Source organism: Psychrilyobacter atlanticus DSM 19335 (genome assembly GCF_000426625.1).
Lineage (GTDB): Bacteria > Fusobacteriota > Fusobacteriia > Fusobacteriales > Fusobacteriaceae > Psychrilyobacter > Psychrilyobacter atlanticus.
In genome coordinates this window covers 1,854,666-1,869,802 of the sequence record NZ_KE384547.1, presented here as the reverse complement: position 1 = coordinate 1,869,802, position 15,137 = coordinate 1,854,666, and the positions used below count along the sequence as shown (strand labels likewise).

The 15,137-nt window shown below is 32.6% G+C and carries 14 protein-coding genes; all 14 read left to right on the top strand.

The features are described 5' to 3' along the window. Window positions 1-2 precede the first annotated feature (2 nt). The 14 genes from cobS to K337_RS0109375 all read left to right on the top strand — a co-directional run bounded on the left by cobS (window position 3) and on the right by K337_RS0109375 (window position 15,111). Window positions 3-740 (top strand): adenosylcobinamide-GDP ribazoletransferase, encoded by a 738-nt coding sequence (cobS, locus tag K337_RS0109440; RefSeq protein ID WP_028856392.1) that lies wholly within the window; start codon window positions 3-5, stop codon window positions 738-740. Continuing rightward, the gene (locus K337_RS0109435) at window positions 733-1,335 is read left to right on the top strand and encodes a histidine phosphatase family protein (protein ID WP_028856391.1); all 603 of its coding nucleotides are present in this window, start codon (window positions 733-735) and stop codon (window positions 1,333-1,335) included. Before cobS ends, K337_RS0109435 begins: the two co-directional genes overlap by 8 nt. Beyond that, window positions 1,322-2,371, top strand: a complete 1,050-nt coding sequence (gene cobT / locus K337_RS0109430) for a nicotinate-nucleotide--dimethylbenzimidazole phosphoribosyltransferase (protein WP_028856390.1) — start codon at window positions 1,322-1,324, stop codon at window positions 2,369-2,371. The genes K337_RS0109435 and cobT overlap by 14 nt, the downstream gene beginning before the upstream one ends. Window positions 2,372-2,384: 13 nt before the next feature. Further along, window positions 2,385-3,068, top strand: coding sequence for a RadC family protein (radC, locus tag K337_RS0109425; RefSeq protein ID WP_028856389.1), 684 nt, complete (start codon window positions 2,385-2,387; stop codon window positions 3,066-3,068). A 431-nt stretch (window positions 3,069-3,499) separates the two neighbouring features. Next, window positions 3,500-4,357 carry a PSP1 domain-containing protein gene (locus K337_RS18145; RefSeq protein WP_425414018.1) on the top strand — a complete coding sequence of 286 codons (858 nt, stop codon included), beginning with the start codon at window positions 3,500-3,502 and terminating at the stop codon, window positions 4,355-4,357. Then, window positions 4,357-5,022 carry a tRNA1(Val) (adenine(37)-N6)-methyltransferase gene (locus K337_RS0109415; protein ID WP_051251697.1) on the top strand — a complete coding sequence of 222 codons (666 nt, stop codon included), beginning with the start codon at window positions 4,357-4,359 and terminating at the stop codon, window positions 5,020-5,022. The genes K337_RS18145 and K337_RS0109415 overlap by 1 nt, the downstream gene beginning before the upstream one ends. A gap of 215 nt (window positions 5,023-5,237) precedes the next feature. After that, window positions 5,238-7,673: an ATP-dependent DNA helicase gene (locus tag K337_RS0109410; protein WP_084140840.1), complete on the top strand. Its 2,436-nt coding sequence runs from the start codon at window positions 5,238-5,240 to the stop codon at window positions 7,671-7,673. 22 nt (window positions 7,674-7,695) lie between these two features. Then, window positions 7,696-9,768 (top strand): HD family phosphohydrolase, encoded by a 2,073-nt coding sequence (locus tag K337_RS0109405; RefSeq protein WP_028856386.1) that lies wholly within the window; start codon window positions 7,696-7,698, stop codon window positions 9,766-9,768. A 46-nt stretch (window positions 9,769-9,814) separates the two neighbouring features. After that, window positions 9,815-10,285 carry an rRNA maturation RNase YbeY gene (ybeY, locus tag K337_RS0109400; RefSeq protein WP_028856385.1) on the top strand — a complete coding sequence of 157 codons (471 nt, stop codon included), beginning with the start codon at window positions 9,815-9,817 and terminating at the stop codon, window positions 10,283-10,285. A 251-nt stretch (window positions 10,286-10,536) separates the two neighbouring features. Next, the gene (locus tag K337_RS0109395; protein ID WP_028856384.1) at window positions 10,537-11,250 is read left to right on the top strand and encodes a diacylglycerol kinase; all 714 of its coding nucleotides are present in this window, start codon (window positions 10,537-10,539) and stop codon (window positions 11,248-11,250) included. A gap of 12 nt (window positions 11,251-11,262) precedes the next feature. After that, window positions 11,263-12,804, top strand: coding sequence for a Tle-like phospholipase domain-containing protein (locus K337_RS19195; RefSeq protein WP_051251696.1), 1,542 nt, complete (start codon window positions 11,263-11,265; stop codon window positions 12,802-12,804). Window positions 12,805-12,909: 105 nt separating this feature from the next. Next, complete coding sequence (gene efp, locus K337_RS0109385) at window positions 12,910-13,482, top strand: elongation factor P (RefSeq protein ID WP_028856383.1); 573 nt, start codon at window positions 12,910-12,912, stop codon at window positions 13,480-13,482. A 143-nt stretch (window positions 13,483-13,625) separates the two neighbouring features. After that, complete coding sequence (locus K337_RS0109380; protein ID WP_028856382.1) at window positions 13,626-14,486, top strand: endonuclease/exonuclease/phosphatase family protein; 861 nt, start codon at window positions 13,626-13,628, stop codon at window positions 14,484-14,486. A 1-nt stretch (window position 14,487) separates the two neighbouring features. Further along, window positions 14,488-15,111, top strand: coding sequence for a thiamine diphosphokinase (locus K337_RS0109375; RefSeq protein WP_037029302.1), 624 nt, complete (start codon window positions 14,488-14,490; stop codon window positions 15,109-15,111). The last annotated feature ends 26 nt before the right edge of the window (window positions 15,112-15,137 follow it).

The following is a 15,137-nucleotide window of genomic DNA, read 5'->3' as shown; positions in this document are numbered from 1 at the left end:
TGATGAAGGGATTTTTACTTCTTTTACAGTTTATGACAAGAATACCTACTCCAAAAATGGAGTATGAACCAAAAAAATTAGGGAAGGCTATGAAGTTTTTTCCAGTAGTTGGAATGATAATAGGAGCGATTTTATATTATTCATTTATAGTTTTAAATCAATTTTTTGACAGCCCAGAGGTAATAGCAATATTGATAATCTTAATAGATATAGTACTTACAGGTGGACTGCATCTAGATGGTTTAGCTGATACATTTGATGGGATATTTAGTTATAGAAGTAAAAAACGTATGCTAGAGATAATGAAAGACTCTAGGATTGGAAGTAATGGAGCATTATCTTTAATAATTTATTTTGCTCTAAAAGGAACACTGTTAAAAGAGGTTATATCGGTAGATGAATCACCTTATTTTTTACTTGTAATGCCTGTAATAGCAAGATTTAACAGTACTTTAAACTGTGGAGTAGGAAAATATGCCAGACCTAGTGGAATGGGAAAACACATAGTAGAGGAAACAAATATGGTAGGTGTGATGATCTCGTTTGCTATAACAGCTGCTTTTTCATATTATTTTATAGGTATGACAGGAATATACGCTCTTTTAGTAGTTAGTATCTTGGGAATATATTTTGCTAAATTAATGGAAAGAAAGATCGGTGGGATAACAGGTGATACCCTAGGTGCTGTAGTTGAGATGTCTACAATAATTGTACTTCTGGTTGGAGCTATAAATGGGTAAACTAGTTTTGGTAAGACATGGAGAGAGTGAACTGAATAAAGAAAATATTTTTTTCGGGCATTTGGATCCTAAACTTACAGAAAAAGGACAGGGTCAAGCTCTGAGAACAAAGGAGATATTATCTAGTATAGAGTATAAAGAGATCTATAGCAGCCCATTAAAAAGGGCAGCAGAAACAGCTGAGATAATAAATATAAAAAATTATGATTTGAATTTGGTAGAGGAACTGAAGGAACTGAATTTTGGGGTTTTAGAGGGTCTTACCTATGAAGAAATATTGGAAAAACATCCTGAAGATGCTGTGGAATGGAAAGAAAATTGGCAGTCATACGACTATAAAACAGGGGAAAGTGTCCAGCAATTGCAGGAAAGATGTGTGAGTTTTGTAGAATCATTGGACCTATCTGGTGGGAATATAGTGGCAGTATGTCATTGGGGAGTAATAAATTGTATCTTAAGTTATTATTTTTCTGGCGAATTGAATGGATACTGGAAATTTGCTCCTAATTATGCCGGAATAATAGTTATAGAATTTACAGATGGATATCCAATCTTAAAGGGGATTAATATAGGAGATGTCGATGGAATTATATAAGACAACATTAAAGAGGATAAAACCTTTGAATATCGAGGTAGCTGAAGAGGCCAAAAAAATATTGGATGGAAAGATGAAGCCTTTAGGCAGTCTCGGAAAATTAGAAGAGTTAGCTATTCAAATTTCTGGAATAACCGGAAGGCTGGATAATGCGATTTTAAAAAAATTACATCTAGTGGCTTCGGCAGACAATGGAATAGTTGAAGAAGGAGTTTCGTCTTGTCCTATTGAATATACTAAGATTGTTTCTGAAGCGATGCTGTCCAAGGTAGCTGCTATTGGAATTTTATGTGATACATTGGATGTTGATTTTAAATTAATAGATATAGGGATAGCAGGAGAGATAGACAGAAAATACCCAAATCTATACAGAAAAAAAATAAAGAAAGGTACCAATAACTTTGTATATGAGCCGGCTATGTCCTATGATGAATGTATAAAAGCTATAGAAGTAGGTATATCTATCGTTGAAGAAAACTTGGATTATGATATATTCTCTAATGGAGAGATGGGGATAGGAAATACTACTACAAGTAGTGCTATTCTATATGCATTGACAGGGGAAAATTTAGATCTGATTGTGGGCCGTGGTGGCGGACTGAGTGATCAGGGACTTATGAAGAAAAAAAAGGTGATAAAGGATGCTGTAGAAAAATACAACCTCTTTGAAAATGATCCTATAGAGATCCTACGATGTGTAGGAGGTTTAGATATTGCTTGTATGGCAGGGATATACCTTGGATGTGCAGCTAATTCTAAACCGATATTGATCGATGGATTTATATCAAGTGTGGCGGCATTGGTTGCTCAAAAAATCGCTCCTAATACAGTGGAATATATGATTGCTACCCATAGAAGTGAAGAACCTGGAATGGCAATTATAAGTAAAACTTTGGGGAGAAAAACATTTTTAGACATGAATATGAGGCTTGGAGAAGGAACAGGGGCAGTACTTGCCTATCCAATAGTAACCTCAGCTTTAGAGGTTATGAAAAGGATGAAAACTCCAAAACAAGTCTATAAAATCTTAGGATAGCAGGGGGAATGTCGTGAAAGCTAAAGAACATTCAGGGCATAGAGACAGGATTAGAACTAAAATTTTAAAAAATGGTCTGGATGGATTTCTAGAATATGAAATTTTAGAGGCACTATTGTTTTATACCATCCCAATGAAAGATACGAAAGAATCAGCCAAGGAGCTTTTAAATGAGTTTAAAACTTTAGAGAGGGTTTTGAGCGCGTCTAAAGATGAGATATTGTCATTAAAAATAAAAGGAATAACCGAAAATACCTGTATTTATTTTAGACTCCTACACGATTTAAATAAAAAATTATACAAGGAAAAATTCAGAGAACAGATTGTTTTAAATTCTGTAGAAGCTGCATATGATTATTTAAAAAGTAGTATAGGACTCTTAGAGAAAGAAGTATTTAAAATTATATTTTTAAGTGCTGATAACAAGTATTTAGGAGATGAAATTATATTTTTAGGAACGATAGATAGGAGCCAGATATATCCTAGGGAGATAGTGAAATGTGTATTGAAATATAATGCGAAATCGGTTATATTTTCTCATAATCATCCTTCTGGGAATCCAAAGCCATCTCAGGCAGATCTTGAGATGACTAAAAAGTTAAAAAAGATACTAGAACCTTTGGAAGTGAGGGTTTTAGATCATATAATTATAACCCCGGAAAAATATTATAGTTTTTCAGAAGAGGGGATTATATAGAGGAGGCTACAATGAATAAATCTAACAAGATGACTATAGAGGAAAAAATGGCCATGAGATTAAGGGAAAAAAATAAAAAAGAAACTCCGAAAAAAGAAATAACAGATGAAAATCATAAAAATAAAGTAGAAAACAAAAAAGATGATAAAAAAACTAGACCGGAAGTAGAAAAAAAAGAGATAAAAAAACCAAATAAACCGAATAAACAAAAAAAAGTAGAGAAAACGGCAAAAGCAGAGAAAGTTAAAGAGGAAGAATTATCTATGCCGGCACCTGCTGCGTGTGGGACAGAACCATGTGATGAAAATTGTGTAAAAAAGAAAGCTGCCAAAGAGGAATTAAATAAAGATGTTTTAGATGAAAAATGGGAAGCAGAAAATAAAGCAAAAGAAGAAAAGGTAGAAAAAAAACAATACAAAATCTTGGGGATAATGTTTGAGATAACTAGAAAAAGGTATTATTTTGAAGTAGTGGATGATATTGATTATGTAGTAGGAGATAGAGCTGTAGTTGATACTGCAAGGGGTAAGGAAATTGGTTTGGTATATATGGCTCCTAAAATGATGGAAGAAGAGTCACTGGTATTACCATTAAAGCCGGTAATCAGAAAGGCTACTTCAGAGGATAATCATCAATTTGAAACTCTCAAAGCAGAAGCTGAAAAGGCCAATGTTATAGGAAAAGAAAAGATAAAAAAACATGAATTGCCTATGAAGTTAGTGGCTACAGAATTTACCTTTGATAAATCAAAACTAATCTTCTACTTTACAGCAGAAGGTAGAATAGACTTTAGAAACCTAGTAAAGGAATTAGCTACAATATTTAAACTTAGAATTGAATTACGTCAAATAGGTGTAAGAGATGAAGCTAGAATATTAGGAAGTTTAGGAATCTGTGGAAAAGAACTCTGCTGTAGGGTTTATATCAACAAATTTGACTCAGTGTTAATTAAGATGGCAAGAGATCAAGGTTTAGTAATAAATCCTTCGAAAATTTCTGGAGCCTGCGGTAGACTGCTTTGTTGTATTAAATATGAATATCAACAATATGCCGATGCTCTATTAAAATGCCCAAGTATGGGTCAAATAGTAAGTGTGGAAAATAGCAGAGGAAAGGTAGTCGGAATAAATCCATTGAATGAATATCTATATGTAGATGTAGAGGGTAAAGGCAGAATGAGATTGAATTTAGATGAGGTAAGTTTTGACAAAAAAGAAGCTAGAAAACAACATAAATCTAAGAAAAAAACACCTGAAGAAGCAGCTGTGAAAGGATTGGAAGCAAAATAATGAGAGAAGATGAAAATTTAGAACCCCTAGATCATGGGATGGTTATTTTACAGAAAAAAGATGGATTTAGATTTGGAGAAGATGCTGTCATGGTGGCAGATTTTTTTACACCGACTAAAAATGGAAAGCTGCTGGATATAGGAACAGGAACAGGGATAATCTCCCTTATCTTGTCTAGAAATCCAAAGGTAGATAATATTACATCGGTAGAAATCCAGGAAGAGATGGCTGGTATGGCCAAAAGAAGTGTGAAAAAAAATGATCTTACAGAAAAAATAGAGGTTCTCAATATAGATATAAAAAAATTGAACAGAGGAAATACCTATGATTACATAGTAAGTAATCCACCCTATATGAAAAGCTCTAATGGGAAGGTCAATCCCCACTCTATGAAAGCGATCTCTAGACACGAGATTACTTTAAATTTGAAAGAATTAATAGATGAGAGTAAGAGGCTTCTAAAACCAGGAGGTACTCTGACACTGATCTATAGAAGTGAGAGGATGGTAGAACTACTTAATAATCTATCGGAATTGGGATTTTATCCAAAGAGGATACAAAATATATTCAGTGAAAACACTAAAGTTTCTAAACTTTTTATGATAGAAGCTGTTAAAGGGAAAAATAAAGGTTTTGAATTTTTAGAGCCCCTGTATATAAAATAAAAAAGATATAGAGTGTTAGTTTATATCTAAAATTTTAAACTATATATTTTTAATTTTTAACTAAAAAAGAGGCATTGCCTCTTTTTTATTATTCAGAAAATTCTAAATTTTTCATAAAAATAAAGTTAAAAAAATGCTGTATTCTGCACAACTGGATGAAACATCACGTTTCTTTTATTTTGTGGTATAATAGGAGAATAGAAGGTGAATAAATAATGATATTAGAAAAAATTTCAGAAAATATAATAGAAAAAATGAAAGAGGAAATTGAGAACGCCCATGGAAATGAGGTGTTTTTTCGTGGTATACCAAATGATGAAGGAATAGTAGATGAGATAGAGGTAATTGCCAGAGGGAATAAAGGAGCAGTCCCGGCTCTCCTCAAGAGGATGAAAAAAAGGGAAGTAATAATCCACAACCATCCTTCAGGGTATCTATACCCTTCTGATGCAGATGTAGCTGTGGCTTCTATGTATTCTGATCAAAAAGACGGGGCTTCGTATATTGTAAATAATAGTGTAGATGATATCTATGTTATGGTAGAGATAAATAAAACAGAGATTCAAAAGATCGATATAGGACCCTACTTCGAGGAGAAAGGTCTTTTAGCAGGAATATTTAAGGGATTTGAGTATAGAAAAGAACAATTTCATATGGCTAAACATATTGAGGAAGGTTTGAACAATAAAACTAAGGTTGTAGTAGAAGCAGGGACAGGAACTGGAAAGACCCTCGCTTACTTAATTCCTAGTATAGAATGGGCTATAAAAAATGAGAAAAAAGTAATTATTACAACAAATACTATAAATTTACAGGAACAGCTCCTCCACAAAGATATTCCTATAGTTAAAAAATTGCTGCCACAGAAATTTACCTATGTCTTGGTTAAGGGTAGGGGTAACTATCTGTGTAATAGAAAAGCTGCTAATATAGGGATAGGAGGAAGTTCAGAGATCGATGAGATGAGTAGTTCTCAGAAAGATCAAGTGAGCTATATATTGAAGTGGTTTAAATCTACTGAAACCGGTGATAAGGGAGAACTTCCCTTTGAGGTAGATTACATAGTCTGGGAACAATTTATGAGTGAGACAGATATATGTGCAGGGAGTAAGTGTGCTTTTAAAGAGAGCTGCTTCTTTTTAAAATCCAGAGAGGAAAAGAAAAAGGCTGATGTGTTGATCACCAACCACCATATGTTTTTTGCTGACCTATCCATACGAAAGGAAGTAGGGTTCAACACAGATTATTCTATATTTCCAGACTATGACTTGGTAGTATTTGATGAAGCCCATAATATAGAGAATGTAGCCCGGGATTATTTTTCCTATGAGGCATCTAAATATTCATTCAATAAAACGATGAACAACATCCATCATATAGGGAAGAAAAAAGATGCCAGCAAGTATACAGGTCTTTTGAATTATTTAAGAAATATAAATTATAAAGGGTATGACTCTATAAAAAAGGAGATCATAGAAGAGTTGATATCCCGGCATATAGATCTGTCTAACCGTGGGAATGAATACTATCTAAAGGTTATAGAAGCCTTTGCAGGACAGTCCCAGGGGAATATCAGTCTTCGTCTGAGAAAGGAAGAGCTAAAACACTGGGAACATTGGGAGACATTGAAGGAATTGGAGGAGGAGATGCTCCTGACTTACAATGCTTATATGAGAAGGTTAAAGAGTTTAACTCGGGTAATAAAGGATATTGATGATGAAACAGGAATAATAAGTGATTTTACAAAATATACTGAGAGGCTGGAAACATATTTTTCTAACTATAATTTTATAAAGGAGATGGATGATAAAAACTTCATCTATTGGATATCTCTGAATCAAAAAAAGAGTAACGTAAAATTTGTAGCAACACCTTTAAAAATAAGTGATGAATTGGATGAAAATTTATATTCTAACTTGGAACATATGGTGTTTACATCTGCAACTATAGCAATTAATGGTAGTTTTAAATATTTCAAAGAATCTATAGGCCTACATGAGGAGGTCTTGGAAAAAATTATCGATTCACCCTTTGATTATGACAGGCAGATGAAAGTATATATTCCAAGAGATCTCCCATCTCCTACAGATCGTGGATTTTTAGATGGGATAAAAGATTTTGTAGAAAAACTTATAAAGAGGACAAAGGGGAATACATTTTTATTGTTTACCTCATATTCTACATTAAATTATCTATATTTTATGTTAAAAGATAGACTAGAAGAGGAAGGATATGACTTATTTATCCAGGGGCAGGCACCGAGGAATCAATTGGTGGATATGTATAAAAAAAGCAATAAACCTGTACTCTTTGGAACAGCATCATTTTGGGAAGGTGTAGATGTGAAAGGAGATAAGCTTAGCTCTGTAATCATAGTTAAACTACCATTTAAAGTACCCAGTGATCCTGTGGTAGAAGCCATTATAGAAAATTTAAATGATGAGGGGAAAAATGCCTTTATGGAATACCAGATACCTGAATCGATAATTAAATTTAAACAGGGAATCGGGAGGCTTATCAGAAGTTGTGATGATAGAGGTGTAATAACAATTTTAGATAATAGAATTATAAAGAAACGATATGGAAGTCTATTTATAGATTCCATTCCAACAAGAAATATTCATATAAAAAACAAAGATAATATCATATAGGAATGGTATTGGAGGCAAAATTATGAAGAAAATTGAACTTTTTGGTAGAAGGTTGACAATTGGATTTGAGAAAAAAGAAAAAATGAAAAAAGAGATTAAAGATCTAGAATATTCTGCAAAGGAAGTAGTTAATGAGAAAGTAGTATATCTTATTCTAATCTTAGTGCTGACTGTAGTCAGTGCAAATACATATTTATTTAACGGTTATTTAAAATTAGGAGACGTAGCCATAAGGGATGTAGTCGCTCCTACAGATATAATTTACAACGATACAGCGGCTAAAGAAAGGATAATATCTGAGATAATAGAAAGTTCTCAGAAGGAATATATAAGTGTAGGAAGTGTAGAAGAAGAGACAATTCAGAGGGTAAAAGTTTTTTTTCAACAAATAAAACAAGAGAAAAAAGTAGAATCAGAGCTAGCCTATCAGAATATAAAAAATAGTTTTAATATCAAAATTTCATCTGAACTTTTCATGTATTTATTTGAAAAATCAGATAAGGAGTTAGATGATCTAAGGGATAAATATTTAAATGATATAAATATCTTATATAAACAGGGAGTCAAAAAAGACGGGAACTTATTGAGACTTAATAAGTTGTTTGAAAAGATTGATGACCTGGATTCCTATGAAGAAAATTTTATGAAAATTTTTATCAAACCTAACTATATCTTAGACAGTGAAAAAACTGAAGAGTTACTCAACGAAAAGATAGAACAGGTAAAAAATGTTTCAGTGCGTATAAATGCTGGTGCTGTAATTTTGAAAAAAGGTGAGGCAGTTTCAGAGAGTAAGGTAATCATATTAAAAAATGCAGGACTTTATGGGAAAACTAGTAAGGTAATAAAATTTATGGGGACACTTATCTATCTATTTATATTATCTATAGTATTTAAAAATATTTGTACGAAGTTTCTATTCAATGAAATAAGAAAAAAAAGTTATTATAGCGCTATAATGTTATCTATTGCTGTGGGAATAATCTCTTTCAGGGTTATAGACCCCAATTGGAAATATATCCTGCCTATAGAAACAGTATTTATTTTATTGGGAATCTTAGTAAATGTAAAAACCAGTTTAATTATAGGTGGTTTTTTGATCCTTTATGGTATACCATTAAATGGATTCAGCATAGAGTACCTAGTTATAGAAATATTTAGTTTGATAGTTTCATTATATCTGATAACAAAAATAAAAAATAGAACTAATATCATTAATACTGGTATCTATATAGGGATGACCAAGGTGTTTATAGTCTTAACCATAGCAGTTGGAATGAATATGGAGTTTATAGACAGCCTGATTAAGAGTGGGGTATTATTTTTGTCGGGAGCTTTTACAGGGATGTTAACTATAGCACTTCTTCCATATTTTGAAAGGACATTTAATATTTTAACAGATATAAAACTGCTGGAATTAGGAGATTTATCCCAGCCCTTGCTCAGACGGTTATCAGTAAATGCTCCTGGGACATTCCATCACTCTATGATGGTAGCAACCCTATCAGAGCAGGCTACAGAAGCTATAGGCGGTAACCATGTATTGGCTAGAGTAGCATCTTATTACCATGACATAGGAAAGATGAAAAGACCGCAGTTTTATGTGGAAAATCAGGCTGATGGAGTAAATCCGCATAATAACCTGAGTCCTACTTTGAGTACCCTTATAATAACATCTCACACTAGAGATGGTGATGAAATGGGAAGGGAGTATAATCTGCCCAAAGAAATAAGGGATATTATGTATGAACATCAGGGGACAACTTTACTGGCTTATTTTTATAATAAAGCAAAACAAAGTAATCCGCATTTAGAAGAAAGTGACTTTAGATATAGTGGACCTAAGCCTAGGAGTAAGGAGTCAGCTGTAATAATGCTGGCAGATTCTATTGAGGCAGCAGTAAGGTCACTAGATGAAAAGACACCGGTAACGATAGAGAAGATGCTCCGAAAAATTATTGGGTCAAAGATCGAGGAGCAGCAGCTTTCAGATGCAGACCTTACATTTAAAGAGATTGAAATTATAATCCAAAGTTTTACAAAGATACTTATGAGTATCCATCATGTAAGGATAAAGTATCCGGGACAGAAATAATTAAATGATATGAATAAAATAAAAGAATAAAATTGCAGGAGGAAAAATGGAAATAACTGTTGAATTAACTAAGGGAATAGAAGGGTATGATGAATTTATAGATTTAGAGACTGTAGAAGATTATATAAAAACTGTCATAGAGGATGAGTACACTAACGAAAGAGATGTTTATATGTCACTTTTACTTACCAATAATGAAAATATACAAGCTGTAAATAGAGATTACAGGGATAAAGATCAGCCTACAGATGTGATCTCATTTGCATATCTAGACAATGAAGATGACTTTCAATTAGGACCTTACTTGACTCTAGGTGATATAGTAATATCTTTAGAGAGGGTAGAAGAACAGGCCAGTGACTATAATCATAGTTTTAAAAGAGAGTTTTACTATGTATTGACACATGGTATCTTACACCTCCTGGGTTACGACCATATAGAGGATGAGGATAAAAAAATAATGAGAAAGAAAGAGGAAGAAATCCTAAAGAAACACGGATATAGCAGAGATATTTAAAGTTATTTTAAATATCTCTAGACTAAAAAAGTTATGGGGATCTAAGTAGAATTTTATGTCTGAGCCACTACTGATACTGATTAAAACCAATAAGAAAAAGGAAATTATTCAATATAGAGATATAATGAATTAAAAGTTTTTATTTTGAGATTAATAAGCTGGATAGTTGGTGAAATAGATCTGAAATTTATTTTATCGCTTTTAAAGTTATCGGTTTTTAAGTTTCGCTGTAGGCGATTTGGGGTGGTTTTATGACAAAAAAAATAACTAAAAATGGTAAATTTAGTGAAAGTATAAATTATGCTCTAGAGGGTATAGTTACAGCTATAAAAACAGAACGAAATATGAGGGTTCATATATTTGCCGGGATCTTAGTGGTTATATTGAGTCTTATATTTGGTGTAACAGGATCTGACCTGAAAAGCCTTTCTTTTGCTATATCCCTGGTGTTTTTTGCAGAACTTATGAATACCGCTATAGAAGCTGCAGTGGATATTAGTACAACTAGGTATCATCCACTGGCTAAAAAAGCCAAAGATGTAGCAGCTGGAGCGGTACTGGTGGTATCTCTCAATGCTCTGGTGATAGGTTATATAATTTTTAGTAAAAAATTAAAAAAAGATACTTTTGAGGTCTTTAGATTGTTGAAATCTTCCTATGTGGACACTGTTTTACTCATAATATTTATAGTGGTAATTGGAGTTTTTATAATTAAATCTTATTACAAAAAAGGAAAATTACTGCATGGAGGAATGCCCAGCGGGCATTCAGCAGTAGCTTTTGGACTCTGGGTAGGGGTATCTTATGCTACAGAAAATATAGTGGTAACAATACTAACTTTTGGAATAGCACTTTTAGTGGCTCAATCGAGGATTGAAGGCCGGATTCACTCTCCTAAAGAGGTTATGGCAGGAAGTATTTTAGGGACATTTGTTACCTATATTTTATTGAGATTGATATTTTAAGGTGGTAAAATTATGATAACAGAATTAGATTATTTAGTTCTCAGTGGTCTTTCATATGGTGATTTTAAAGAGGAAGATATAGGATTTTCCTTGGAGGAAATCTTGTTTTTAAACAGTGAATCAAAAAAAAGGCTACTTTCTTTCCCCAATGAGGTTTGGTCCTATGGGGGAAGTGAGATATTTGAAAGAACATTCCATACTTTTTTATGTGAATGGAAAATCATAGGTATAATGGACGATACCTATAAACAGGGAACAGAAAAAACAGGCTTTTATGCTATAGCTTTTGAAAAAAATAAACAGATAGTTATCTCCTATAGGGGGACAGAACTCAGTTCATTTGGTGAAGCATATAAAGATTTTATAGAAACTGATCTTTTACTAGGTGTGGACAGAAAACCAAAACAATTAGAACAGGGAGTAGAATTTTATAAGAAAATGTTAAAGATAGAGCATGAAAGTATAGCTCTGACTGGACATTCCCTAGGGGGAGGAATAGCTCAATATGTTGCCTTGATCTCTGACTTAGAAGAGTATGGGATCCCAAAGGTTTACACGTGGAATGCTGTTGGAATCAATAAAGTTGGGATCTTAAGTTTAGAGGATTTTTTAGAATTTGATTTAATAGCAGAGAGGAAATGTCCGTCTCTAAGAAATAACGAAGTTCTGTATAAAAGGGTAAAAACTTATTACTACAGTTACCTTTTGAAACTTTTGAAAAGAAATAACTATATAAAAGATAAAGAGAGTATAAAAAAAATCTCTAAATTAGAGTTTAAACTGGAATTAGATGAAGATGCAGAGAAAAGGTTGGAAAATATATTTACAACAACTAATAAGCCTTTATTGCCCTTTTTTGCTAAAAAAGAAGAACAAAAAAATGAATTGGTAATGAGTCCTAAAGTTTTTATAGATGACTTCTTCAATGAAGATATGATCTATGAGGAGCTGACCAGGGCAAGGAAATTTATTAAGAAATTCAAAAAAAATAATAAATACGACGAACACATAATTAATTTTGTTCATTCAGAAGACTTTACAATTACACTTTATCCTCATTTGGGAAGTACATATGCAATAAATAAAGGACTGATTAGGTCAGATGAAAAACTACATCCCCTTTTAAAGAAGATGTATGCCTTTACCAAATCTATGAGAAGTTATCATATGTACCAAGTATTCTTACCTTTCTTTAGTTTTGAAGGGGAAGACAGGGGACAGATAAAAAAAGAATTAAGTATTGACTATATAGCTACTGAAGTTAGAAGAGTTATCTATCAGGAAAAGAACTTATCCGATGAATTTTTGGGATTTTATTATAATGGTTTAGAATTAGACAGTGAAAATTATTATAAAATTAAAAAAACTCTCCTCCATGGAATGGGAATGACCAAGGCGGATATAAAATATTTGAAGGAATCAACCCTAATGATAAAAAGGATGAACTTTGAAAAATTTAGAGAATTATGGAAAAAAGTTCAAAATAAGGTAGGGAGTCCCTATATGAAAAAAGATATATATGACCTGATAAGCTTTCATGAAAGACATAAATAACCCTTATTTATCTTGAAGATTCTTACGAATTATTGTATAATTAATTAAAAATGTCGATCATTTTGATCGGCTATCAAGGAAAAAGAAAAAATATGGAGGAATAAAATGAAATCGGCAGATAAATTAAGAGCAGGAAGTACATTTGAAGTAAATGGAGTACCATTTTTAATATTAAAGGCAGAAAGATTCCAATCAACATCAGGAAAGAGACAAAGAGCACCTGAGATCACTTTTAAAGTAAAGGATCTTATCAGTGGAAGAATCAACGAAACTACAGTAAAGGCATCTGATATGATGAATGACATCATGTTAGATAAGCAATCTATGCAATTTTTATATGAAGATGGTGGAGAATATAACTTCATGAATCAAGAAACATTTGAGCAAATTGGATTACAAAAAGATGACTTAGATGGTGCTGTAAACTACTTAAAGGAAGAAGTTATCATCGATATCTTATTCTATGAAGGAAGACCAGTAGGAGTAGAATTAGAAAACCATATGGTATTCAAAGTTACTTATACAGAGCCTGGATTAAAAGGTGATACTACAGGAAAAGCACTTAAATCTGCTACAATTGAAACTGGCTATGAATTAATGGTTCCATTATTTATTGAGATGGATGAATTAATCAGAATTGACACAAGAACAGGTAAATATGTAGAAAGAGCTAAGTAAGAGGTATTTAAACCTAGAAAATTTTAATTTTCTAGGTTTTTTTAAACTAAAATGAAATTCGTAAGTTTAAAATATCTGGATAATTATAGAAAAGAAAAGTTAGGGATAAGAAGAAAATAATAGAGGATATGGGAGGGGAAGCTATGAAAAAGATATTAAAATTAATAGTAATATTTCTGACTATTGGTATATTTGCCTTTGGATCAACAGCACATATTGCCAGTTTTAATACCCTTCATCTAGGATGGAAAAATGATCACAGGCAGGAAAAGATAGAGGGACTAGCTAGTATCATATCTTCCTTTGATCTGACAGGAATTCAAGAGGTTATGAAAAAAGATGAAGTGAAAAAACTGACCAATGAACTGAAAGCTCAGACAGGGGTAGAGTGGAGGTATCATATCTCTCCCTATGCAGTAGGAAGTAAGAAATACAGGGAATATTTTGCATATATCTATAGAACAGACAGGGTAAAACTCCTAAAAAAAGGTAAATTTTATCCAGAAGAAAACAGAGGAAAATACTTTATGAGAGAACCATATGGTGCTAAATTTCAAATGGGAGACTTTAAATTCACCTATGTTTTGGTACATTCAATATTTGGAAAGAAAAAAACTGAAAGGCAGCTAGAGGGCATGCAGATGATCGATGTATATGATTGGTTTAAAGAAGAATATGATAAAAGTGATGAAGAAAATATAGTTATAATTGGAGGAGATTTTAATATCCCTTCATATGATGATGCTTTTTCTGGATTCTTAAAGCATTCTGATGTGATTGTCGATGCAATACCTCCTAATCAAAAGACGACCATAGGAAAAAGTGGTCTGGTATCTAGTTATGATCACATCTTTTATCCCTATGAATTGATGCAAGGATGGTATACAGGAAGAAGTGGGGTATTAGATTTTACAGACAACAATTACAGGGAGATAAGAAAGGTAATTTCAGATCATCTACCTGTATTTATAGAGGTAAATACCAAAAGAGATGAGGGAGAATAGGATGAAAAAAAAGGCAATAATATTTTTAAGTGGAAGGGTTAACTTAAAAGCAGATTATTATAAAGATATAAAATACAATGAATATGATATATATTGCGCAGATGGTGGAGCAAACCATGCCTATAATTTGGGAGTAATTCCCAAACTTATATTGGGAGATCTGGATTCTATTACAGAAGAGGTAATAACTCATTATAAAAAATTAGACGTGAAATTTGAAAAATTCCCTGTATCTAAAAATTTTACAGATGGAGAATTGATCTTAGAGAAAGTAACCACTGAATATAAAGATGTTTTAATCCTGGGAGGGTTAGGAGGGAGAACAGACCATTTTTTAACGAACTTGAATCTCTTGGAAAAGTACAAAAATGTTACATATGCAGACGAGAATGAAATAATTTTCTGGATAAAAAAAGATATGGAAATTTGTGGTCAAAGGGGTAAAACTATCTCTTTTATTCCACTTACTTCCATAGATTCATTGACATTGGAAGGATTTGCCTATCCATTGGACAGGGTTGATATTCCCAGGTCTAGCTCCCTCTGTATGAGTAATATAATAGGTTGTGAAGTTGTACGAATAAAGTACGATAACGGTTCTGTTATAGGAATAATTCAGAAATAGTTATCAGCATTTATAGGAAAAACAGA